The sequence below is a fragment of the Halomonas sp. DN3 genome (genome assembly GCF_024137905.1).
GTDB lineage: Bacteria > Pseudomonadota > Gammaproteobacteria > Pseudomonadales > Halomonadaceae > Halomonas > Halomonas litopenaei.
In genome coordinates, this window is record NZ_CP099965.1 from 4650414 (window position 1) to 4665868 (window position 15455).

At 66.0% G+C, this 15455-nt stretch carries 16 protein-coding genes; 1 reads left to right on the top strand and 15 read right to left on the bottom strand.

What is annotated here, in order from left to right:
• Positions 1–326: 326 nt before the first annotated feature.
• The 15 genes from NKF27_RS20000 to flgB form a co-directional block, all read right to left on the bottom strand.
• A complete protein-coding gene (locus NKF27_RS20000) occupies positions 327–1634 on the bottom strand; it encodes an arsenic transporter (RefSeq protein WP_253554589.1) in 1308 nt (435 codons plus the stop codon).
• A 13-nt stretch (positions 1635–1647) separates the two neighbouring features.
• Positions 1648–2376 (bottom strand): arsenical resistance protein ArsH, encoded by a 729-nt coding sequence (gene arsH / locus NKF27_RS20005; protein ID WP_253554590.1) that lies wholly within the window; start codon positions 2374–2376, stop codon positions 1648–1650.
• Positions 2373–2798 carry an arsenate reductase (glutaredoxin) gene (gene arsC, locus NKF27_RS20010; protein WP_253554591.1) on the bottom strand — a complete coding sequence of 142 codons (426 nt, stop codon included), beginning with the start codon at positions 2796–2798 and terminating at the stop codon, positions 2373–2375. Before arsC ends, arsH begins: the two co-directional genes overlap by 4 nt.
• A 97-nt stretch (positions 2799–2895) precedes the next feature.
• Positions 2896–3258: a helix-turn-helix transcriptional regulator gene (locus tag NKF27_RS20015; protein ID WP_253554592.1), complete on the bottom strand. Its 363-nt coding sequence runs from the start codon at positions 3256–3258 to the stop codon at positions 2896–2898.
• Between the two features lie 175 nt (positions 3259–3433).
• The gene (gene flgL / locus NKF27_RS20020; protein WP_253554593.1) at positions 3434–4666 is read right to left on the bottom strand and encodes a flagellar hook-associated protein FlgL; all 1233 of its coding nucleotides are present in this window, start codon (positions 4664–4666) and stop codon (positions 3434–3436) included.
• A gap of 12 nt (positions 4667–4678) precedes the next feature.
• The gene (flgK, locus tag NKF27_RS20025; RefSeq protein ID WP_253554596.1) at positions 4679–6325 is read right to left on the bottom strand and encodes a flagellar hook-associated protein FlgK; all 1647 of its coding nucleotides are present in this window, start codon (positions 6323–6325) and stop codon (positions 4679–4681) included.
• A 125-nt stretch (positions 6326–6450) separates the two neighbouring features.
• Positions 6451–7551: a flagellar assembly peptidoglycan hydrolase FlgJ gene (flgJ, locus tag NKF27_RS20030; RefSeq protein WP_253556519.1), complete on the bottom strand. Its 1101-nt coding sequence runs from the start codon at positions 7549–7551 to the stop codon at positions 6451–6453.
• A 110-nt stretch (positions 7552–7661) separates the two neighbouring features.
• Positions 7662–8801, bottom strand: coding sequence for a flagellar basal body P-ring protein FlgI (locus NKF27_RS20035; RefSeq protein ID WP_301271170.1), 1140 nt, complete (start codon positions 8799–8801; stop codon positions 7662–7664).
• A gap of 10 nt (positions 8802–8811) precedes the next feature.
• Entirely contained in the window at positions 8812–9534 is a 723-nt protein-coding gene (locus NKF27_RS20040; protein WP_253554599.1) for a flagellar basal body L-ring protein FlgH, read from the bottom strand.
• A gap of 54 nt (positions 9535–9588) precedes the next feature.
• A complete protein-coding gene (gene flgG, locus NKF27_RS20045; protein ID WP_045992588.1) occupies positions 9589–10371 on the bottom strand; it encodes a flagellar basal-body rod protein FlgG in 783 nt (260 codons plus the stop codon).
• Positions 10372–10444: 73 nt separating this feature from the next.
• On the bottom strand, positions 10445–11200 hold the full coding sequence (gene flgF / locus NKF27_RS20050; RefSeq protein WP_253554602.1) for a flagellar basal-body rod protein FlgF: 756 nt from the start codon (positions 11198–11200) through the stop codon (positions 10445–10447).
• 59 nt (positions 11201–11259) lie between these two features.
• Positions 11260–12510, bottom strand: coding sequence for a flagellar hook protein FlgE (gene flgE, locus NKF27_RS20055; RefSeq protein ID WP_253554605.1), 1251 nt, complete (start codon positions 12508–12510; stop codon positions 11260–11262).
• 56 nt (positions 12511–12566) lie between these two features.
• Positions 12567–13262, bottom strand: coding sequence for a flagellar hook assembly protein FlgD (flgD, locus tag NKF27_RS20060; protein ID WP_045992585.1), 696 nt, complete (start codon positions 13260–13262; stop codon positions 12567–12569).
• A 4-nt stretch (positions 13263–13266) separates the two neighbouring features.
• Positions 13267–13671, bottom strand: a complete 405-nt coding sequence (gene flgC / locus NKF27_RS20065; protein ID WP_045992584.1) for a flagellar basal body rod protein FlgC — start codon at positions 13669–13671, stop codon at positions 13267–13269.
• 39 nt (positions 13672–13710) lie between these two features.
• Positions 13711–14127, bottom strand: coding sequence for a flagellar basal body rod protein FlgB (gene flgB, locus NKF27_RS20070; protein WP_108132049.1), 417 nt, complete (start codon positions 14125–14127; stop codon positions 13711–13713).
• A 230-nt stretch (positions 14128–14357) separates the two neighbouring features.
• Here flgB and flgA point away from each other — a divergent pair, with 230 nt between their 5' ends.
• Complete coding sequence (gene flgA / locus NKF27_RS20075; protein WP_253554607.1) at positions 14358–15143, top strand: flagellar basal body P-ring formation chaperone FlgA; 786 nt, start codon at positions 14358–14360, stop codon at positions 15141–15143.
• Positions 15144–15455: the final 312 nt, after the last annotated feature.

Genomic DNA, 15455 nt, shown 5'->3' on the forward strand with positions numbered 1-15455 from the left:
GGGCCAAATAAAAACTAGTTTTGTCGTACTTTAATGATGACTAATTTAGTACGCATCTGATTACGCCTTACCAGGCCGGTACTGCGGCGGACAGCATCTGGACAACGGCCTTTCGATAACGCCTTCCTGCAACGCCACCTGACAATGGCTTTCAGACAGCAGCTCTCAGACAACAGCTTTCAGGCATCACCTTCGGCCAGCCGCCTGACAACAGCACCGCCGGGGCAGCGACTGGCTGCAAACGGGCGGTGCTGATGTTCGTTGCGCTGATGTTCGTTGCGCTGGAGCTGGGCTGGCCTGTTACGCGGGCCAGCCCAGCAGCGACCTCAGGACGAGATCAGCGGCAGCCACAGCCATAGCGCCAGCAGTGCGGCCAGCAGTACCGGCGGGGTCAGCTTGAGCCCGACCTTCATGTACTGGCCCCAACTGATGTGGGTGCCCTTTTCCGCCAGCACGTGCAACCACAGCAGGGTGGCCAGGCTACCGATGGGGGTGAACTTGGGCCCAAGGTCATTGCCGATGACGTTGGCATAGATCATCAGCTCCCGGGTCAGGTCACCGACCTGGGCCTGATCGATGGCGAGTGCCCCCACCAGGGTAGAGGGCATGTTGTTCATGATCGAGGCCAGCAGCGCCGAGGCCACACCGGTACCCAGCGTCGCCACCAGGGTGCCCTGCTGGCCGAGCCAGGTCAGCAGGGCGCAGGCGTCTTCGGTCAGCCAGGCGTTGCCGAGCCCGTAGACCACCAGGTACATGCCTACCGAGAACAGCACGATCTGCCAGGGCGCGCCCTTGAACACCCGCGACAGCGAGATCACCGTGCTGCCCCCGGCCTGGTGCCAGCGACCGGCCAGGGCGACCAGCACCAGCGCCGCGCTGCCGGTCACCAGCGCCACCGGCACGCCCAGCGGCGCGGTGACGAAGAACGCCACCAGCAGCGTCGCCAGCACCGGGAAGGCGGCGCGGAACACCAGCGGGTCACGGATGGCGTGGCTCGGCGCCTCGAGGCGTTCGACGTCGTACTGCTCGGGTATATCGCTGCGAAACATCCAGGTCAGCACCAGCAGAGTCGCCGCCAGCGAGACCAGATCAACCGGCACCATCACCATGGCGTAGTGGTTGAACGAGATATCGAAGAAGTTGGCGCTGACGATATTGACCAGGTTGGAGATGATCAGCGGCAGGCTGGTGGAGTCAGCGACGAAGCCGGTGGCGATGATGAAGGCCAGCGACGACTGGGGCGAGAACTTCAGGCGCAGCAGGATCGCCATGACGATGGGGGTCAGCAGCAGCGCGGCCCCGTCATTGGCGAAGAAGGCCGCGATCACCGCCCCCAGCAGCACGATCAACGGAAACAGGCGGCGTCCGTTGCCACCGCCCCAGCGCGCCACATGCAGCGCCGCCCAGGAGAAGAATCCGGCCTCGTCGAGGATCAAGGAGATCAGGATCAGGGCGACGAAGGTGAAGGTCGCGTCCCACACGATGTCCCACACCACCAGCACATCGGGCAATTGCACCACCCCGACGGCCAGGGCCAACGCAGCGCCCCCGAGGGCGCTGGTACCGATACCGAGGCCCTTTGGCTGCCAGATCACCAGCACCAGGGTCACGACGAAGATGGCGAATGCCAGCATGGAAAACTCCCTGTCAGAGACTGTCCTGATTGACCCGCGAAGACACCTGCTCGGCGCTTTCGACCCGCTCGGAGTAACGCTGCGTCAGGTAGCCGTCACGGCCACGGTTGAGCCAGGTGAACTTCATCAGCTCCTCGCACACGTCGACCACGCGCAGATACAGCGGCGACAAGCACATCCGGCCCGCCTCGTTGAACTCGTTGAAGGCCTTGGGCACCGACGATTGATTGGGGATGGTCAGCATGCGCATCCAGCGTCCCAGCTGGCGCATCTGGTTCACCGTGTTGAAGCTCTGGCTGCCACCACACACCTGCATCAGCGCCAGGGTCTTGCCCTGGGTCGGGCGAACCCCGCCGAGTGACAGCGGAATCCAGTCGATCTGGGCCTTCATCACCGCCGTCATCGCACCGTGGCGCTCGGGGCTGACCCACAGCATGCCCTCGGCCCAGCTCGCCAGATCGCGCAGCTCGGCGACCTTGGGGTGGTCGGCCTCGGCGCCATCGGGCAGCGGCAGCCCCTGAGGCGAGAAGGTACGCACCTCGGCGCCGAAGGCCGCGAGCAAGCGCCCGGCCTCCTCGGCCAGCAGCCGCGAGTAGGAGCGCTCTCGCAGCGAGCCGTACAGCACCAGGATGCGAGGCGCATGGCGTGGCGCGCTGGGCGGGGCCAGCTCGTCCACGGCGATGGGCCGCCACAGCTCCGGGTCGATGTTGGGCAGGTCCTTGAGCAGGGTATCGGGGGTCATGTGCGGTTTGCCTCCAGCGTGACGGTTTCGCCGTCTTCCTTGGTGAAGCTGTCGCCCTCGATGGCCGACAGCGGCGCCTCGACCAGCGCCAGTACCCGTTCGGAGGGACGGCACAGCGCCGCGCCCCTGGCGGTCACCACGATGGGTCGGTTGATCAGAATCGGGTGGGCCATCATGGCGTCGATCAAGGCCTCGTCGTCGAGGCGGTCATCGCCGAGGCCCAGCTCGTCGTAGGGCGTGCCCTTCTGGCGCAGCAGTGCCCTCGGCGTGATGCCCATGGCCTCGATCAGCTCGACCAGCCGCTCACGGCTGGGCGGTGTCTTCAGGTATTCGATGACCTCGGGCGATTCGCCGGAGGCCTTGAGCATGGCCAGCACGTTGCGCGAGGTACCGCAGGCCGGGTTGTGGTAGATCAGCGTCATGGGGTCTCCGGGAGGCGCTCTTGGCTGTCGTGGCTGTCGTGGCGCTCTTGGCTATCGAGGCTGTCGTGGCGCTCTTGGCTATCGAGGCTGTCGTGGCTCAGCAGCTCCTGGTGTCGTCACAGGTGCCGGGGCCCAGCAGGTCGGCCAGGGGGTTGCACACCTCGGGCCGGCTGGCGCAGCAGTCGCGCACCAGAAAGTCGAGGGTGGCGACCATGTGCGCCAGGTCCGCCCGATAGACGATGGAGCGGCTTTCCCGGCGCTGGCTGACCAGCCCCGCCCGGCTGAGCACGCCAAGGTGGGCCGACAGGGTGTTGTGGGGCACCTCCAGGCGGCGGGCCAGCTCGCCGGCCGGCAGGCCTTCGGGCTCGTGGCGCACCAGCAGGCGAAAGGCAGCCAGCCGGGTGGGCTGAGACAGCGCAGCGAAGGTGTCGAGGGTCGGTTGCAGATCGTCTTTGTCCATATGTCCGGAATTATGGACATATTGATGTGCGGGTCAAGTACTTCTTGATCCAGGGCATCTCGCTTGCCGTCACCCTGGCCAAGAACGACAAAGCGGCGACATCCAGGTAAGGACGCGCCGCTTTTTGGTCGAGGGGGCTGTCACACGACGACGATCGAGTCGTGGAACATCGACTCTACATATAGTTGAACAGCGACAGGTCGCGAATGCCGATAAAGGCCTGCTGGGCGGCCTGCATGCCTACCTGACGCATGCTGTACTCGGAGATCGCCTGGTTGTAGTCCAGATCGACCAGGTCGGACATGGTCTGGGCGTAGTTGAGCTCGCGGTTACCGCTTACCGAGTCGATGACGTCCAGCTCGTTGAGCCGCGCGCCGACCGAGGCCCGCTTGGTCAACACGTTGTCGAGGCTGGCGTCCAGCTCGCGCATGGCGCCATTCAGGGTGTTGTGCAGCGCGGCCTGCTTTTCGGGAGTATCGGCGGGGGCTTCCAGCACCGCCAGCACCTCCTCGAAGGTGGTGAAGACGTTGGTGTTCATGGTGTCGGCGGGGCCGAAGGTGACGCTGTCGCCGGTCGCAGGCGCGCCTTCGAGCTCAAGGCGCAGGCCCCCGACCTCGACGCTGGTGCCTTCGGGGTCGTAGGGCTGATCCTTGTAGCCGTCGCCGGCGCTGACCCAATTGCCACTGTCGTCCTCGACCATGACGCTGTAGGTGGGAGCGTCGTCGGTACCACCGAACTCCACCTGGTAGCGCTTGCCGTAGCCGGCGTCGCTGTTGTCGACCACATCGGGGCCGGCAAAGGTCACACTGCCGCTGTTGTCCCCCTGCTCGGCCACGTAGCCCGCGCCGCTGGGCACGCTGGTGAAGATGTCGGCGCCGGTGTCCCCCACCGACATCAGTCGCGAGGCGTCCACCTGCTGCTCGCGGACCTTGTCGGCGCCCACGTACTGGATGCCGTTGCCGCTGTCGGTGAACGGCTCGGCGCCATCGGCGTAGCCACCGAACAGGTAGCGACCGTTGCCGTCGGTGGCGTTGGCCTGACCGATCAGCGTCTCGTAGACGCCGCGCAGTTCACTGGCGATGGACTGACGGTCGGCATCGCTCAGGGTGTCGTTGGAGGCCTGGATCACCAGCGCCTTGGCGCTGGCCAGGGCGTCGCTTGCGCTGTTGAGCACGCTTTCTTCCTGGGACAGGGCGTTGCGCGCGCTGACCCGGGCGTCGGTGTACTGCTGGGTCACCGCCTGGGCCTGGCTGACCGCCACCGCCCGGGACGCCGCCTGGGGGTCATCGGAGGGATTGACCACCCGCTTGCCGCTGGCGAGCTGCTGGCTCAGGTGAAGGAACTCGGACTGCTGGCGGTTGAGCGAGCTGACGCTCTGGTCGTACATGGTGACGGTGCTGATACGCATGCTCTGCTCTCCTTAGCCGCGCAGTCCGAGGATGGTGTCGACCACCGAGGTGGCGGTGTCGATGACCTTGGCGTTGGCCTGGTAGTACTGCTGGTAGCGGATCAGGTTGGCCGCCTCTTCGTCCAGGTTGACCCCGGACTCGGACAGCTTCACCGCGCTCAACTGCTCGGTCAGCCCCTGCTGGGCCGCCAGGTTGACCTGGACCACGTTGGTACGGTTACCCACGTCGCTGACCAGCGAGGCGTAGGCCTGGCTCAGGGTGGCGCTGCCACCCACGCTCATCTTGTCCTGCAGCCCCTGCAGGGCCAGGGCGTTCTCGTTGTCGCCGCTGGCACCGGACTCACCGGCGGCGGCGATCTTGTCGGGATCGCTGATGGCGTTATCGAAGCCGCCCGCGGCGCGGCGTACCGGCTGCACCTCGAAGCGATCACCGTCGGCCAGGGCGCTGGTGTCATCGATGGCGAGCGTCACGCCGCCGAAGCTCAGTTCGCTCTCGGTGGCGTCGAAGCTGGCGTCCACCGCCTCGCCGGTGTCCTTGCGGGTGACCTCGAAGGTCTGGGCGCCGGTCGACTCGTCGATCTTGACCTTGACCTCGTAGTCGGCCGCCTCGAGTTCACTGATGTTGTCGGTGTCGAAGCTCGCGGTGACCGTGGCGCCGCCGTCGTTGGCGTCATTGGCGAAGACCCGCGGCTCGCCGATGTCGAACATGGCGCCGCCGGGGTTACCGTCCAGGTCGATGCCCTCGGCGTGCTGTGCATTGAAGGCCACCGCCATGGACACCGCCAACTGGCCGATCTGGTTCTGGGTGCGATCGAGGGTCTCGGAGCGGAACTGGATCAGCCCGCCGAGCGAGCCGCCCTGCAGGCTGTCCTCGTCGAGCAATTGCAGGCCGCCGCCGGGATCCTGGTAGCCCACCACCAGCCGCTGGGGGTCATTGGGCGAGGACACCGCCTTCAACTGATAAGAGTCGGTGCCCGCCACCAGCGGCTGACCGCCAGGCAGGCTGACCCGATAGGAGGAACCGTCCTGCACCGTCAGCTCCACCCCGATGCGCTCGCTCATCTCGGTGACCAGCTGGTCACGCTGGTTGAGCAGCGCGTTGGGGGCCTCGCCGGTCTTGGCCTTGGCCAGGGAAATCTCGCGGTTGAGCGAGGCCAGCTCTTCGCTCTGGTTGTTGATCTGGGTGATCTCGTCGCGGATCTGGCTGTTGATGCCGTCCTGCATGTCCTGCAGGTAGCTGTCGAAGGCGCGGAACTGGGCGCTCAGGGTGTCCGCCGCGCCCAGCACGCCCTGGCGGGCGGCAGGGTCCGAGGGAGCCGAGGCCAGGTCTTCCAGCGACGAGAAGAAGTTCTGCATCAGCGGCGCCAGCCCCGCGTCCTGATCGGCCAGCAGGCTGTCGATCTGGTTGACCTGGGTCTGGTAGGCGTTCAGCGCCGAGCTTGAGCTCACCGCGCCATTGAGCTGGTCGGCCACGTACTGGTTGAACTGACGCTCGATGTCGTTGACCTGGACGCCCTGGGTCCCGCCGCTGCCCTCGCCCAGCACCGTGATCTCGCGGTTGTAACCCGGGGTATAGACGTTGCTGATGTTGTTGCTGGTGGTGGTCAGGGCGTTCTGGGCGGCATTCAGGCCGCTCAAGCCGATGGAGAACATGCTCATGGTGGAATTCCTTTCGCCGATAGCCTGTTTATCGGCCGAATGGCCGCTGGCTTGAGTGCCTCGATACCGCAAAAACCATTAATTTTCCGAGCGATTGGTCGATGTCCCGAGCAGCGCGTCTGTTGCTAAAACACTCGGGTAGGGTTGCTATCGATCTGCGCCCTGGCTAACCAGTCACTACCTCTCTGATCCGCTGTATAACTTGCTTCGACCTTCTCGGTGGCGCCTGCTGGCGATGCGCTGACACTAGCGGGTCGAGCCTCGCCGGCCGCCACGCGGGTGGCGCCTGCGCCGTCATCGATCGGGCCGAAGGTGTGCATGACCGCGATCAGCTTGGCGGCGTAGGCCGGGTCGGTGGCGTAGCCGCCCCGCTGCAGCGCGTGGGCCGCGGCCTCGGCGTCCGGCGCGGTGGTGACCTCGGCGTAGCGGGCGTTGTTGCTGATCAGCCTGGCGTAGTCGGTGAAGGCCTCCTCGAAGGAGCCGTAGACCCGGAAGTCATCGCGAATACGCTGGCGCTGGCCGTCTTCCACCTCGTGGGTGGTAATACGGGTGGTGGGGCCGTCCCAGCTACTGCCGGCCTTGATACCGAACAGGTTGTGGCTGTTGTTGCCGTCGGCGGTGGCGATCTCGTGGCGGCCCCAGCCGGTCTCCAGTGCCGCCTGGGCCAGGATCAATTCCGCCGGCACGCCGGAGGCGCGGCTGGCGGCCTGGGCCGGGGCGGCCAGCTTGTCGAGGAAGGCCTGGACGTGGGCCGGGGTGTCGCGGGCCTCGCGTCCGCTGATGCGCTCCTCGGCCTGGGCGGTGGTCATGCCCTGGCTGACGGCGCCCAGCTCGTCGAGGAAGTTGGTCGGCGCCTCGACCTCGCTGTCTGTCGGGGCGTCCGCTCTCAGGGCGTTGGACAGCGGACGCGGCGTGCCACGGGGAATCCCCGCAATCAGCGCCTCGACATCCTTGGCCTGGCTGGCCTCGGGGCCACGCAACTGGGCCATGAGCTGGTCGGCCAGGCCGATGCCGCGGCTGGCCATGGTCTGGGACCACTGCTGGTCGAGCAGCGTCTGGTAGAACTGGGTCTGCTTCGAGTCGGTCAGGCCGGAAGAGGGCACGGCGTCGCGCATGCTCTTCATCATCATGTTGATGAACATCGCCTCGAACTGGCGCGCCGCCTCCGCCGCCGCCGCCGGGTCCTGCTGGCGGGCGCTGGTCTTGAGTCGCGCCAGCCCCTGCATGTCCAAGGCGAAGCCGGCCTGTCCGACGCTGCCGGTGGCCCGGCTGGCGCCGGACAGGGCAGAACCCGAGAGTCCTGTTGTGGACCCAGATGAAAGATCCGAGATAGCCATCAGATGATCTCCAGCTCGGCTCTGAGCGATCCCGCGGCCTTGAGCGCCTCGAGGATCGACATCAGGTCGTTGGGGGTCGCGCCGAGGGCGTTGAGGGCGTCCACCACGTCGAGCAGGTTGGCGCCTTCGACCACCTGCAGGGTGCCCTGGCCCTCGTCGATGGTGATATCGGAGTCCGGCACCACCGTGGTCTCGCCGCCACGGCTGAAGGGCGCCGGCTGGCTGACGCCGAAGGCGGTATCGATGACGATGGACAGGTTGCCGTGGGCCACGGCGGCGCGCTTGAGCGTCACACTGCCGTTGAGCACGATGGAGCCGGTGCGCGAATTCAGCACCACCTTGGCCCGGGCCGGCATCGGGGTGACGTCGACGTTCTCGACACGGGCCATGAAGTTGACCCGGGAGTTGGCGTTGGTCGGCCCGTTCAGGGCGATGACGCCGCCGTTTCTGGCCGAGGCCACCGGGTAGTCGAAGGTGTCGTTGATCGCCCGGACCACGCGCTCGGCGGTACCGAAGTCGGCCTGGTTGAGCTGCAGCTCCAGCACGCCGTCACGGCTGCCCAGCGCCAGCGGTACCGTCTGCTCGACCATGGCGCCACCGGCGATACGCCCGGCGGCCTGGTGGCTGATCTGCACGCTGGAGCCGGCGGACTCGGCGCCGGCACCATTGATCAACAGGTTGCCCTGGGCCAGGGCGTAGACGTCGCCGTCGGCACCCTTCAATGGCGTCATCAACAGGGTGCCGCCGCGCAGGCTGCGAGCATTACCGATGGAAGACACCACCACGTCGAGGCGCTGGCCGGGCTGGGCGAAGGGCGGAAGGTCCGCGGTGACCATCACCGCCGCCACGTTGCGCAACTGCATGTTGGTCCCCGGCGGCACGGTGATGCCGAGCTGGGACAGCATGTTGTTGAGGCTCTGGCCGGTGAACGGCGCCTGCATGGTCTGGTCACCGGAGCCGTCCAGGCCCACCACCAGGCCGTAGCCCACCAGCTGGTTGTCGCGCACCCCGGCGAAGCTTGCCAGGTCGCGGACCTTCTCGGCGTGGGCCAGGTGGGAGAAGACCGAGAGCGCGATCAGCAGCACCAGCATCAGGCTGCCGAGGGTCAGGGTGGGGCGGCGGGAGACAGGGTTTTTCATGATGCTCGGCCTAGAAGGGGGAAACGTTCAGGAAGAACCGCTGCATCCAGCCCATGTGCTGCGCTTCGTTGATGTAGCCGTTGCCCACGTACTCGATGCGCGCATCGGCCACCGCCGTGGACGGCACGGTGTTCTGGGTGGTGATGAAACGCGGATTGACCACCCCGCCGAAGCGGATGAACTCGGTGCCCTGGTTGATCGCGATCTGCTTCTCGCCACGCACCCTGAGGTTGCCGTTGTTCATCACCTCGATGACCGAGACGGTGATGGTGCCGGTGAAGGAGTTGTTGGCCTGGGAGCCACCGCCGCCCTCGAAGTCCGAGTCGCCATCGATCTCGAAGCCATAGTCCAGCAGCTCCTCCAGGCCATCCGGCACCTGGGAGAAGGTCAGGCTGGAGCTGCCGTCGCGGTCGGCGTTGGAGCGGGAGTTCTTGCTGGCGCTGACCTCTTCGTCCAGCACGATGGTCAAGATGTCGCCGACGCTGCGCGGACGACGATCCTCGAACAGCGGCTGATAGCCCCGGGCCTTCTGGAAGATCGACCCATTGGCCACCGGCAGCGGCCGATCGGGAATCTCGATCTGCTCCTGCTCGCCCACCACCGAGGCGTGGGGAATCTGGGCGCAGCCGGCGAGCGTCAGCAGCACCAGGGCCAGCGCCAGCGTCGCCAGGCGCAGAACAGCATGAGCCCCACCGTGTGGCGCGCCAGATGATGAGGTCGTGTCAGGGTGCATGGCCGTCTCCAGTGCCACCGAGGGGCGTTGGCAAAATTATTGTCGGGGTCGTGGCTAGAGTTGTGCCAGGCGTGCCAGCATCTCATCACTGGTCTGCACCGCCTTGGAGTTGATCTCGTAGGCGCGCTGGGTCTGGATCATGCTGACCATCTCCTCCACCACGTTGACGTTGGAGGTCTCCACATAGCCCTGCAGCAGGCGGCCGGCGCCGTTCATGCCCGGCATCAGTTCGTTGCGCGGCCCAGACGAGCTGGTCTCGAGGTACAGGTTGCCGCCGATGGACTGAAGGCCGGTGGCGTTGACGAAGGTGGAGATGGTGATCTGGCCCACCTCGTCGGACTCGCTGGTGCCGGGCTGGGTCACCGAGACCACGCCGTCCTCGCCGATGTCCACCGACAGGGCGTTGTCGGGGATGATGATGGCCGGCTCCAGCGGATAGCCGTTGGCGGTGACCATCTGGCCGTTCTCGTCGAGCTGGAAGCTGCCGTCACGAGTGAAAGCGGTGGTGCCGTCGGGCATCAGCACCTGGAAGAAACCCTTGCCGTTGATCGCCAGATCACGCGAGTTCTCGGTGGCCTCGAGCCCGCCCTGGGTGTGCAGGCGCTCGGTGGCCACCGGACGCACGCCGGAGCCGATCTGCATGCCCGAGGGCAGGCGGTCCTGGACGTTGTTCTGGGCGCCGGGCTGGCGCATGTTCTGGTACAGAAGGTCCTCGAACACCGCCCGGGACTGCTTGAAGCCGTTGGTCGAGACGTTGGCCAGGTTGTTGGAAATCACGTCCAACTGGACCTGCTGGGATTCGAGTCCGGTCTTGGCCGTCCACAGCGACTTGATCATGGTTCTTCTCTCCCTCGGTCAGGAGGCTCCCCTGACCGCTCAATAATTCGGCCCTGGCCGTCGGTTGAAGGGGTCAGCCGTTCAACGACAGCAGGCTGTTGGCCTTCTGGGCGTTCTCGTCGGCGGTGCTGATCATCTTGGTCTGCAGCTCGTAGCGCCGCGCCACATCGATCATCGCCACCATGGACTCCACCGGATTGACGTTGCTGCCCTCCAGCGCCCCGCTGACCACCCGTACCTGGTCGGAGGCCGCCAGGGCGGCAGGCTCGCCATTCTCACCGATGAAGCGAAACAGACCGTCGCCGCCACGGGTCAGCTCGCCGGGCTGGGGCTCGACCAGCTTGAGCCGGCCGATCTCGGCCAGGGCGTCGGGGTCCTGGCCCATGCCGATGGCGCTGATGGTGCCGTCGGCGCCGAGGAACAGCTCGGCCTCCAGCGGCACCTGGATCGGTCCGCCCTCGCCGATCACCGGGCGCCCCACCGAGGTCAACAGGCCGTTGCCGTCCACCTGCAGGTCGCCGCGACGGGTGTAGGCCTCGCTGCCGTCGTCGCTTTCCACCGCGAAGAAGCCGTCACCGTCGATGGCCACGTCCAGAGTGCGGCCGGTACGGGTGATGGCCCCGGGGGAAAAGTCCGCCCCCGGGGTCGAGGCGGCGGTGGACACCCGGGTGTCGAGACGCGCCTCGCCCTCGACCGGCACCGCGCGCATGGCGTGAAGCTGGGCCCGAAAGCCCGTGGTCGAGGCGTTGGCCAGGTTGTGGCTGACCACTGACTGCTGCTCCATGGTCTGGCGTGCGCCGCTCATGGCGGTGTAGAGCATGCGATCCATCTACGACTCCCCTGAAAGGTGTGAAGGACCGCTGCCCGGAGCAGCGGCCGGCGTGGTCATCAGCGCAGGTTGATGGCGGTCTGCAGCACTTCGTCCTGGGTCTTGATGGTCTGCGAATTGGCCTGGTAGGCGCGCTGGGTGACGATCATGCTCACCAGCTCCTTGGCCATGTCGACGTTGGAGGTCTCGATGGCGCCGGACTGGATGCCGCCCAGCAGGCCGGTGCCCGGGGCGCCGACCAGCTCCTGACCGGAGGCGTCGGTGGCGGTCCAGGTGTTGTCACCGGCCGCCGACAGACCCTCGGGGTTGCGGAAGCTGGCCAGGGCGATCTGGCCGGCCGGGCGGGTCTGCTCGTTGGAGTAGCTGCGCACCACGGTGCCGTCGCTTTCAATGCTGATGCCGACCAGGGCGCCGGAGGTGTAGCCGTTCTGGTTGAGCGAGGTGGTGCTGGAACTGTTGCCGAACTGGGTGGAGCCGGAGATATCGAAGGTCAGCGCCATGTCATTGGCGCCGCCCAGATAGGGATTGGCGGTAAAGGTCAGATCGAACTGGCCGTTGGCCGGCACCGTCAGCTGGCCGTTCTCGTTGAACGTCATGTCCATGGCCACAGGCGCTGCCGGGTCGGCATCGTCCATCAGCACCATGCCGTCCATCGCGGTGGTGGCGGTCCACTGGTTGTCGCCGGTCTTCTCGTAGTAGACGGTGACGTTGCGCGGGTTGCCCAGCGAATCGTAGGCGGTGAAGTTGTTGGAATAGTGGTAGTCCACGTCCACCTTGGTGCTGCCATCGGAGCCCGCCAGGGTCACGCTGTTGCGGTCTTCGCCGGCCGCCATGCGCGAGTCCAGGTTGAAGGTGCTGGACACCTGGGTGGTGGCGCTGGCCGGCATCTCGTCGGCCTCGATCTGCAGCACCTCGGGCTGGCCGCCCACCTGGACCTCGCCGGCGGCGTTGACGCCGTAGCCCATGATGCGCGCGCCCTGGGCGTTCTGCAGGTAGCCGTCCGGGGTCATGGTCAGCTGGCCGTTGCGGCTGTAGACCACCTGGCCGTTCTGTTCCATGCGGAAGAAGCCGTCGCCGCTGATGCCCAGATCCAGCGGCCGGTTGGTGGACTCCAGATTGCCGCCGCTGAAGTCCTGCAGCACGGTGGAGACCTTGGTACCCAGGCCGATCTGGGAGTTGGCGAAGACGTCGGCGAACTGCGCACTACCGCTCTTGTAGCCCACGGTCTGGGAGTTGGCGATATTGTTGCCCAGCACGTCCAGGCTGTCGGCGGCGGCGTTCAGACCACTCAGCGCTTGTGAAAAACCCATGTCACTCTCCTTATACGTTTCCCTGCGTCGATGACGCGACGGTCATCCTGCGTTCGCTACAGAATCTGGCGGATATCGCTCAGCGCCACCTGGCCGTAGACGGCACCCAGGTCGAGTTGCACCTGGCCGCTGTCATCCGCCGGGGACACCCCGCCAACCTGGGCGTAGTTGAGCGCGGTCACCGCAAGCTCCTCGCCCTCGACACCGGTGGCCTCGATGCTGACGTGATAGGCACCTTCGGGGGCCGCCACGCCTTCACCTGTCATGCCGTCCCACTGGAACGACTCGGTCCCGGCGGAGGCCGGGCCCAGGTTGTAGCTGTTGATGACCTCGCCGGACTCGTTGGTGATGGTCACCTTGACCTCGGCGGCGGGGCTTTCCAGCTCGACGCCAAAGGGCGTGGAGACCGGCGCGCCTTCATCGTTGTGGGCCATGACGATGCGATCCCCCGGCACCAGCACGCCCTTGCCGATCAGCCCGGTGGCCTGCAGCGCCTGGCCGGCGTTGATCTGGCCGGTGATCGACGACATGGTCTCGTTGAGCGACTCGATGCCGGAAACCGTGTTGATCTGGGCCAACTGCGAGGTCATCTCGCTGTTGTCCATGGGATTGAGCGGATCCTGGTTCTGCAGCTGGGTCACCAGCATGGTCATGAAGTTGTCGCCGAGCTCGTCGGACGCCTGCTTGGAGCTGGCCTGAGCGGTGGCGGCGTTGACCGATTGGTAAACGCTTGCATCGATGGTGTTGGCCATGGGATCAGCCCTCGCCCAGGGTCAGGGTCTTGAGCATCAGCTGCTTGCTGGTGTTCATGACCTCGACGTTGGCTTGATAGGAGCGGGAGGCGGAGATCATGTTGACCATCTCGCCCACCGGGTCGACGTTGGGCATCGCCACGTAGCCGGCGTCATCGGCCAGAGGATGCTCGGGGCGATACTCCTGGCGCAGCGGCGAGGGGTCCTCGACAACCTCGCGCACACCGACGCCGCCGATGCCGTCGCTGGCGGCGCGGGACTCGAACACTGCCTGGCGGGCGCGGTAAGCCTCGCCGTCGGGGCCGGCCACGCTGTCGGCGTTGGCCATATTGCTGGCGGTGACGTTCATGCGCTGGGCCTGGGCGGACATCGCCGAGGCGGAGATATCGAAGATCGAAAACATCGACATGGGGCGCTCTCCCTGCTTGGAAACTGAGATGGACCGGGCTTACTGCTCGGGCTGCATGGCCTGCTTGAGGCCCTGGATGCGACTGTTGAGGATCGTCAGCGCGGCCTGGTAACGCACCGAGTTGTCGGTGAAGGCGGCCCGCTCGCGGTCCATGTCCACGGTGTTGCCGTCGAGGCTGGCCTGCTCCGGTACGCGGTACTTGAGCTCGCTGCCGCCAAGCGACATGGCCTGGCCATGCCCCGACAGGTGGTGACTGGACGTCCGCGCCAGGGCCAGACCGGGCTGATTCGCCCCCTTGGTCGCGGCTTCCAGGGCCTGGGAAAAGTCCATGTCGCGTGCCTTGTAGCCGGGGGTATCGGCATTGGCGATATTGCTGGCCAGGACCTTCTGGCGTTCCTGTCTGAGCGACAGGGCCTGCTGGTGAAAAGCGAGCGAGGCCTCGAGCTGATCGATCATCCCGGTGCGCTCCGTAAGCAAGGGAACAAAGAGACAAGGGGTTCGACGATGAAGAATACCCAGACCCCTGTCTGCACAAAGCCGTGAACAGCCCCCATTACCACGCCCATTTCAGACCATGCGTCGATGCCCGCTTCTCTACACTGGTGTGCCATGGCCCTTGAATGGCCAGGAAAGCGTCCTTCAAACGGCCCCGGGCGCTAAAGATCGCACCGACCACCGGTATCCCGATGTCTCGATCCTCATCTCTTGTACAAGCCACTGCTTCCCTGTCCTGGGTCATCGCCCGGGCGGCGCTGGTGCTGTGTGTCAGCACGGGCTTTGCCGCCAGTACCGGCCACGCCGCCGCCCAGGCCAGCGGCCAGGCGGTCGATGACGGCGGCGTCGATGCGGGCACCGGGGAAGCGCTGACACGGGTGGAGAGCTTTCTGTTCGAGCAGGCCCTGGCCGACGGCGCCCGACCGGGCGATCTGGAGATTCAGGTATTCCCGCCGGCGGCAAGCCTGGCCGACTGCCACCAGCCCGAGCCCTTCCTGCCCCGGGCGGGGAGTCGGCTGGCCGGACGCGTCTCGGTGGGACTTCGCTGCGAGGGTGAGCGTCATCGCAGCCGCTATCTGCAGGCCGAGATCACCCGGCTGGGCGAGCGCCTGGTGGCGGCGCGGGACATCGCCCCCGGCGAGCGCCTGAGCGCGGACATGCTGACCAGCGAGCGCTTCGATGTAAGCCGCCTGCCGTCCCAGGCGCTGACCGACCCACAGGCGGCCATCGGTCAGATCGCCCGACGCGGGATTCGCCAGGGTCAGGCGCTGTCGGCCCATCAGCTGACATCACCCAAGCTGGTGAGACGCGGCGAGCAGGTCGCGGTGGAAGCTAGCGGCCGGGGCTTTCGCATCAGCCGCCAAGGCGAGGCGCTGGAGGCCGGCGGCCTCGGCGATATCGTGCGGGTAAGGGTGGATCGGCGCCAGATCCTCGACGCCCGGGTGGTGGAACGCGGCCGGCTGGCGGTAACCTACTAGGACGTTGATGAAAAGTGCCTGCGCTCGGTAATACGGCGTTAAAAATCCGGATCAACATGCTCATTTACTGCTAGTAAACTGCGCTGTCTCTCCGATTTTTGCCTTGTCTAACCTTCGCTCGGCGACTTTTCGTAAAACGCCCAGGACATGTCCACGAAGCGGCTGCGCTCGGCAATACGGTGTTAAAAATTTGGCTGGTGCGCCAGACCTAAAGTTCTTGTTCTTGCGGCCGATGATGTACATAGACACAGACATTCGGATCAACGGCGACAGCCAGCGCCTGGTCCCATCGCCATTCTCGTGAGGCCTTGC